The organism is Kurthia populi, assembly GCF_042686175.1.
GTDB lineage: Bacteria > Bacillota > Bacilli > Bacillales_A > Planococcaceae > Kurthia > Kurthia populi.
The window spans coordinates 1-7,338 of the sequence record NZ_JBHUOR010000087.1 but is presented as its reverse complement, the minus strand read 5'-3'; the positions used below and the strand labels follow the sequence as shown (position 1 = coordinate 7,338).

General features: G+C 35.4%; 8 protein-coding genes. 5 read left to right on the top strand and 3 right to left on the bottom strand.

Annotation, left to right across the window (positions count from 1 at the left end; translation table 11 throughout):
• Positions 1-142: 142 nt before the first annotated feature.
• The 3 genes from ACFSY7_RS10820 to ACFSY7_RS10810 all read right to left on the bottom strand — a co-directional run bounded on the left by ACFSY7_RS10820 (position 143) and on the right by ACFSY7_RS10810 (position 3,603).
• Entirely contained in the window at positions 143-667 is a 525-nt protein-coding gene (locus ACFSY7_RS10820; protein WP_380147838.1) for a hypothetical protein, read from the bottom strand.
• A gap of 313 nt (positions 668-980) precedes the next feature.
• Positions 981-1,739: an SH3 domain-containing protein gene (locus ACFSY7_RS10815; RefSeq protein WP_380147837.1), complete on the bottom strand. Its 759-nt coding sequence runs from the start codon at positions 1,737-1,739 to the stop codon at positions 981-983.
• 553 nt (positions 1,740-2,292) lie between these two features.
• The gene (locus ACFSY7_RS10810; RefSeq protein WP_380147836.1) at positions 2,293-3,603 is read right to left on the bottom strand and encodes a polysaccharide deacetylase family protein; all 1,311 of its coding nucleotides are present in this window, start codon (positions 3,601-3,603) and stop codon (positions 2,293-2,295) included.
• A gap of 390 nt (positions 3,604-3,993) precedes the next feature.
• On the opposite strand from ACFSY7_RS10810, the gene ACFSY7_RS10805 reads away from it, so the two are divergent.
• The 5 genes from ACFSY7_RS10805 to ACFSY7_RS10785 all read left to right on the top strand — a co-directional run bounded on the left by ACFSY7_RS10805 (position 3,994) and on the right by ACFSY7_RS10785 (position 7,165).
• Positions 3,994-4,512: an SH3 domain-containing protein gene (locus ACFSY7_RS10805; protein WP_380147835.1), complete on the top strand. Its 519-nt coding sequence runs from the start codon at positions 3,994-3,996 to the stop codon at positions 4,510-4,512.
• Positions 4,513-4,608: 96 nt separating this feature from the next.
• On the top strand, positions 4,609-4,905 hold the full coding sequence (locus ACFSY7_RS10800) for a hypothetical protein (protein WP_380147834.1): 297 nt from the start codon (positions 4,609-4,611) through the stop codon (positions 4,903-4,905).
• Between the two features lie 180 nt (positions 4,906-5,085).
• The gene (locus ACFSY7_RS10795; protein WP_380147833.1) at positions 5,086-5,385 is read left to right on the top strand and encodes a hypothetical protein; all 300 of its coding nucleotides are present in this window, start codon (positions 5,086-5,088) and stop codon (positions 5,383-5,385) included.
• Between the two features lie 389 nt (positions 5,386-5,774).
• Positions 5,775-6,293 carry an RNA polymerase sigma factor gene (locus ACFSY7_RS10790; RefSeq protein ID WP_380147832.1) on the top strand — a complete coding sequence of 173 codons (519 nt, stop codon included), beginning with the start codon at positions 5,775-5,777 and terminating at the stop codon, positions 6,291-6,293.
• The gene (locus ACFSY7_RS10785; protein ID WP_380147831.1) at positions 6,266-7,165 is read left to right on the top strand and encodes a sigma factor regulator N-terminal domain-containing protein; all 900 of its coding nucleotides are present in this window, start codon (positions 6,266-6,268) and stop codon (positions 7,163-7,165) included. The genes ACFSY7_RS10790 and ACFSY7_RS10785 overlap by 28 nt, the downstream gene beginning before the upstream one ends.
• Positions 7,166-7,338 lie beyond the last annotated feature (173 nt).

Here is a 7,338-nt window from a genome sequence, read left to right as displayed (position 1 = left end):
ATATCAATTAATACAAAATTAAGTTAGATATGCGTGTTGGAAAATATTTTTTTGACACTCAAAAATGGCGTGAGCCATTGATATATCAACATTTATAGAGGGAGAGGTTGTTTTTACGCTTATGTCCCAGCCTCTTTTTTCATTATTTCACTTTTATAAAGACATAGTTCTTTCCATCAGCTGTTACTTCTTTTAATACTTGCAGTTGTGTACCTGCTTTGATTTTATTTAGTTTATGATCTTCTGTTAAAAATTGTTTACCGAAAGATTCACGACTAAATGTATCTTTTGTTGTTTTATAGACTATTTTACGTTCTGCAGCTGTATACACTTTTGTTGGTGTTTTGACTTTTTTAATCGAAGTAGCGGGGATGATACGCTGCAGTAAGCCATAATTTCTTGCATAATATGTTTGGCCATTAATCGTAAATGTATCAAGAGCTATTAAAATAGTCCCTTTTTCTATAAACATAAAATGATTAGGGTATTCAAAGTCATCAAAACGAGCAGATGATAGATACGAAACGAGATTGTCTAACACTACATATCGAGTCGTGGTGCTTAAATTCGTCATGTTCTCTGGATAATTTGAAAATAGGGACTTGAAGCCGCTAATTGTTATTTTTTCTTTTGTAGTATCTGCGACCTTTACATAGCCTTTTAACACTTTGAATTTTTTATAAAAATTAGTCTCAGATGTGATTTTATAGGCATTGGAATATGTGATAGTGTAATATTTTTCGCCATTCACTTCTACAGTATCTGATTTTTTAACATAGGTGCCTGGTGGTAGTTTATGTGCTGCCTTATCGTTTTTATTTGTATTGTTACTTGCACATCTTTTTTTACGTCAGATGCTGTTTTCGCACTTACTTGCTGGCTTGTAAAAGGTGTATAAGAAGATACCAGGAATGTACTCGTTAATACTGCCGCACTGACAGCTTTAATTAACGTTGGCTTCATTTTCTCATTTCTCTTTGTTATTCTGGAAATAAAGGAGAAACATATTGTGCTGCAACATAAGCTGTTTTGCCTTTATATTTGATTTTATACCAAGAATCCGTAGCGCCTTTTTTATACGCTTTAGCAAATTTTACAGTAGCACCATTTTTAAGCGTGCCAACGATTGTACTTTGTGTAGAAGGCTTTTCACGTACTTTTAACACAACGCTACTCGTATTGCGAACGACGCCTACTTTTGTCGTTGGTGTAGCAGGTGCTGCTTTAGAAAAGCCGATTTTGCTAGAAGAAACGTACGCTACTTGGTTGTTATAAATAATTTGGAAAAAGGCATCCTTTGAAGCGGCTGTATAATTTTTTGTTAGTTGGACAGCAGCGCCATTTTTAAGGGTGCCAATTTTTGTCCCTTTATTCGATGCGGTTGTTCTTACAGCAAGGTTATTTGTTTGCTTTACATAGCCCGTTTTTACAATGGTTGGTAGTAGCTTTGCTGAAACATACTCTTTATAGACATAGACAATTTCTTTATTAAGTAAGACGCGATACCATGATTTTTGTGAGGTTCCTAATACTTTAATAGCCGTATTACGTGGAAGTGTTGTCACTACATTTGAATTCAAGCTAGGTGCATCGCGTGCATAGACTCCTTGTGTTGTATACATTGTTGTCGTTTTTAATGATACTTTTGTTACCTCTGCTTGAGAAATCGTAGGGAGTGCTAGTGAAGAAAAGGCTAAGCTTCCTGACAGCGCGATTGTTAAAAATGTCGATTTTTTCATAAAATTATCCTCCTGAGTGTATGTTTAATTAGATGAATAGTAGTAAATAAGACTACTACGATAGATTGAACTATTGCTAACATAGTTCAGTATGAGGAAGAAAGGTTAAAAAAAAGTTAAAAAAATTTTTTTATCTTAAAAATTTTGTTTTTTTCAGGACATTTTAATCTTTTGACCTACTTGAGAGAAGAAAAATAATGATTTTTACAAAAAGGAGGGCACATCATGCTACCGATTCCACTAATCCTTATGATGTCTCTGCTGATTTTCATGCTTCCATTGCTCATCATTGTGCAAAATACACCGTATGCTAGACAGAAATCGGCAAGAATTTGTGGGATTGTCTATGCAGTAATTGCAGTTCCTTTAATTAGCACGGTGCTTGCCAACAAAGTGATGGCGCTTACTGATGCATCACCTGAGCTCAGCTTCCTGTTTTTACTCATATGGAGTTTAACCCGTTGTCGCATTTATCATGGCAATTATTTTAGTCATTCGAAAAGTACGCGCATAGGAAAAAAGCAGCAATCGCTTCGAAAACGATTGCTGCTTTTTATTGTAAGCCCTCTAGTTGTGAAACAGTCACACATGTATAACCTTGCTGTTGTAAATAAGTTAGCACCGCATCTAATGCATCTGCGGTCGTTGGGTGAATATCGTGCATTAATACGATTGCGCCCGGATAAACATGTTGCTGTACTTCTTTAAGTGTGGAAGCGGCATTTCGCGTTTTCCAGTCTAACGTATCCACTCCCCATAAAATCATAGGTTGTGCAGATAGCTGCTCTAGTTCCGCATTACGCGCTCCATACGGCGGGCGAATCGTCAATGGTTCATGCCCCGTCGCATCTTTAATTAGTTGATTAGCTTTATTAATATTGGCTTCTGCCTCGACACCTGTCATTTTTGATAAATTCTCATGACCATAGGAGTGATTGCCAATTTCATGACCTTCTTTTAATACAGCCTTCGCCAGTTCTGGTGCTTCTTCCACCGAGCTTCCTAGCATAAAGAAGGTTGCTTTCACATCATGTTTTTTTAATGTTTCTAAAATACGTGGTGTTACCGTTTTATTCGGACCATCGTCAAAAGTTAGCGCAACGTATTTTTTATCATGTGTATTTAAACGGAATACCGTTGTATCACGTTTTTTGTCAATGGCTGTAATCGGAATACTAATAACGGAAAGATGATTCACTAATGTATTTGGCTCGTAGTACACGATAAAGTTTTTGCCGTCTAGTCCAAAGTCGGAAAACGTTTCCCATGTATCTTGTGTTAAGTGATCAATCTTTTTGGCACTCCATTGTAAATGGTCATTTTGACGCTGAATTTCTGTACGAATTTCCTTTGAAAGACGATTCAGACGCGATTCTGTCTTGATAAACTGCTTTAATGTTACAAGTTTTTTATCCTGGCGATTATATGTAAACGTCTGTACAGAGCTTTTCGCCTGATTCGTCGGTAAAAAGACATCATTTTTAATTAAAAAGCTAATATAATGTCCTGAAGTTGTTGCTGAAATCGTTGCGCGTAAACGTGTTGCATTAGAAGCTAGAAAAGCATCACGTTTTGCGTAGATTGATTTTTTAATGGCATCATCCACCGCTTTTATCCCTGTTTTAGGGTAGGTCAGTGTGTAATGATGCGTTTTTGAGCGTTCTTCGACATACGAAATTCCCTTAAAGGGCGATTCTTTAGTCGTCACTTTCGGATCCTTTACCGCATCTTGTACAGCATCTACTGAATCGTAGCTTGTCTTGTTATGCTGCCACAATAAGAACAACGCTCCGCACCCTATAATCACGATGAAAAAGAGTACGAAATTTACTTTTCCTAATTTTGTTTTAGGAAGCCATTGCATGGAACACACCACCTGTTTTTCAATATCATTAATTAGACGTAATAATGATGTTAAAAGTTTTACGTTTTCGTAAATAAAATAAAAAAGCCACAATGGCATTCCACATAATTACGTCTATTTCTTAGTATTTAGACGAGCCGTTGTTTCCGCACCCATGCGAAATTTAAGAATATAGCTGAGATGTCCACATAATTTCGTTGAGAAAAGAAGTGCCTCTATCAGCATCATAAAACCTGCTTTATGATTTGCAGTGAAAGTATGTGTAAATTTTAAGTCTTTAGTCACCAATGACACTATTTGCGTATACTTTTAAAGAAAAAAGGAATATTATGGATATTTTACAATGGATTAAGTTAGTTATTATGCATTTTAAATCTAGGAGGACTATTTATGAAAAAATTAGTGAATTTAACACTTGCAACTACTTTAGTAGCAGCTACATTTGGTGCAACAATTGTAGCTCAACCAGCAACAAATGTAACAGGTGTAAGTACAGCATCTGCAAAAACTACTAGTTATTATGCGTCAGAGCATCCGGTAAAAGCATATAAGACCGCAAGTAAAAAAAGTAAGGTTATCGGCAGCTATGCAAGCAACCAAATTGTGAAAGTTGTGAAAGAGAAAAATACAAAATGGGTACAAGTTTCTTATAAAGGGAAAAAAGCATTTGTATTAAAATCACAAATTTCTACTAAGCCAATTATTATTTCTAGTGCGACAAGTAAAAATGCTAACTTAAACGTGCGTCAAACACCTAGCACAAAAGGAAGAATCATTGGCCAATTTAAAAATAAAGAAACTATTGGTGTAACAGATATTAAAAAAGGACAATGGATTCAAACATATTGTAAAAACAAATTAGGCTATGTCTCTGAAAAATACGTAACAGGATTTCATGAAGGGCATTAATTCATATAAAAAAGCTTCCTCAATCGGGAAGCTTTTTTATATACATGGAACTCCAACATCCACCTTGACGTATAATAAATAAAGGGAGGGCTTTATATGTACTACAATTACATTATGCTTCTTGCAACATTGGTCATTTTCTTCATCCCATTTTTCATTATTGTTAAAAACGTACGCACGCACAAAACACGCGCAAAATGGATTTCCGGTATTATTTATGGCATTGTGGCAGTTTTACTCGTAATTACCGTCATTTCTGATGATGTAATGAACTATACAGATGCGAATATTGGCTTGGGACTACTCTTTATCCTTGTTTGGAATTTAACCGTAGTAGCCTTTGTCGTTGCGGTTGCTTTCTTTATACGGAAACGAACACAACCTCCTTTATAATAAGATAGCATCATGTTTTAGAAACGAGAAAAAGGATCTGTTTATTTTAGGCGCGTCGTTTGGCAAAAGGAAAAGTCAAATTAAGTCAACCTCATCTGCTAAAGACACAGAAAGTTTTTATAAACAGCTTAAATGAATTTCAAGAATGGATTACAGTCATGGTGAAAGAAGGTTGGTTACATGATTAGTACGATAATTTTTGTATTATTAATGCTATTTACATTCGTAAAACTTTATAAAAGCCGCGCACTTTTTAAGAAACTTACACGTCAAGAATGGCTACACACAATAGGCGTATTTTTACTAGCCTGGACCGTAGCCATCCTCATTGTTATGGGGGCCTCTAAACTCACGTCAATGATGGAAACAACATGGTTACGAAATCTATTTACGATTTTTTGCATTATTATCGCATTGGCTTGTGGTAACATGGTGATGCATCATTTCTCGCCTAAAAAAATAAAAGCGTTTTATTCTTAAGCCTGATATACAGCTAGAACACCTCGTGTTTTGGCTGTTTTTTTGTTCAGTCATTAATAAATATGATATTATGGAAAATATTACAATTAAAAGAGGGGATATTGATGCGGAAAAATCCAGACTCGACTAGTAGAGATTTAGCCATTGCTGTTTTGATGCTGCTGGTTATTCTTATGTTATTTATTTTTGATTTAACTATTGGTATAGGGCATTTTAAGGACAGTCATACTTATATTGTCGAATTTTAGCTATCTCATACATAATTTCACAAAAGCCGTAACCTCGTCTCTGGAGGAAGCGGCTTTTTAATGTGCGTGACTAAAAATAAATGATTTCTATGCGTCCACTTTTTCACGGCTTCAACCGTTGTATAGATGAGGGGGAGAGAAATGAATCAAAAAGACGCGTTCGCCTCTTATTTAATTCAACTTGGAGAGGAAGTGATTATACTTTTACGCTCAAAAGGCGCTTCAAAGGAAGATGCCGAGGATATTATTCAAAATACATTTTTTAAAACGTATTCCTTATTACCAGATTTAGATGAAAAAACAATTCGTCCTTGGTTTTACCGCGTAGCATTAAATGAACTCATTGATTTAAAACGAAAAAAATTTAAAACGAACATACCACTGTCAGAAGAGCTTCAATCAAAATTAGCAAATGGCTATGATGACTTCGAAAAGCTTTTTAATCAGGACGAAATAATGTATTTATTACAAAATGTCAAAAAGGAATATCGAGAACTATTTGTCTTGAAATATTATTATGAATTATCCTATGAGGAAATTGGTCAATTATTGCAGCTACGGACAGAAACGGTGAAGAAAAAATTATACAGAGCACGAAAATCAATTCAAAAAGAGGTTGGAGGAATCAAAGCATGGGTTCATCGATTCAAAAAGCATTAAAAAAAGCGAAAATAAAGCACTGGCTTAGTATTGTTGTTATTTCTATGGCTAGTTGCCTTATACTCATTTTTATTTCTGATAGTTTATCGACTAGGCATACAACTCAATTGCATGACCGTTTATTTTTAGAACATCGTATATCTCAGCCAAATGTGACTATTGATTCGCAAGTGACGGCGAATAACTCCGCTTTTGGTGGTAACATTATTACGAATCGCTCGAAAAACGTAGATGGTTATTTAATTCCGTGGAGTACGCTGACAAGTTCCTATTCCTGGATAGGTTCCTCTGTGGATTTTAATGAGTTAACACCCGGTTCCCATTCAAGTGGAAAGACTGATTACGAATACGATAAACAAACGAAACAAAAGGTAGCTACGTTTTATAATCCAGCAATCAAAGACTATTATGGCGGGGTTCAAAATCAGCTTGAAGCAGTTGGAGAATTGAAAAATCATGTAGCGGAAGTGGCGATTTCATTTAAAAAACCTTTGACGATGAAACAAGTAAAGGATCGCATTCCTGAAAATTTAAATATTGCATGGCTTTATATGCATTCGGAAATTGCTGATGAATCGAAAGGTCCAGCGGGGTTACCAGTATATGGCTATGCAGATACGGAGCTATCAAAGGATTCTTTCGAGACATTTATTGATGATTTGAAAACATATGACAGCAATAATTCAATGGAAGCCATTCAACATTACATTAACGAAAACGAGCATAAACCATTTAATGAGGTGACCGTATTAGGTGTAATGGTTACGGGGCAAACAAAAAACTTTCATGAATTAATAGGGAAAGACTTTATTCGAGGCGCATCTGTAGGCGTAACCGCTCCCGTCGTTCCTTATATTAAGCCGACGAAATAATTAAAACCCAGACGATAAGCAGCTACTTATCGTCTGGGTTATTTTATCTGCTTTTTAATATGTATCATATCACTAGTGTCGCATAAATTTTAACAGAATTTTCTGTTTTCTTATTTTTTCATTTGAGAAGAAAAACGAAGACACTGGAACAGAGGTAGTAAACAGCCATTTTT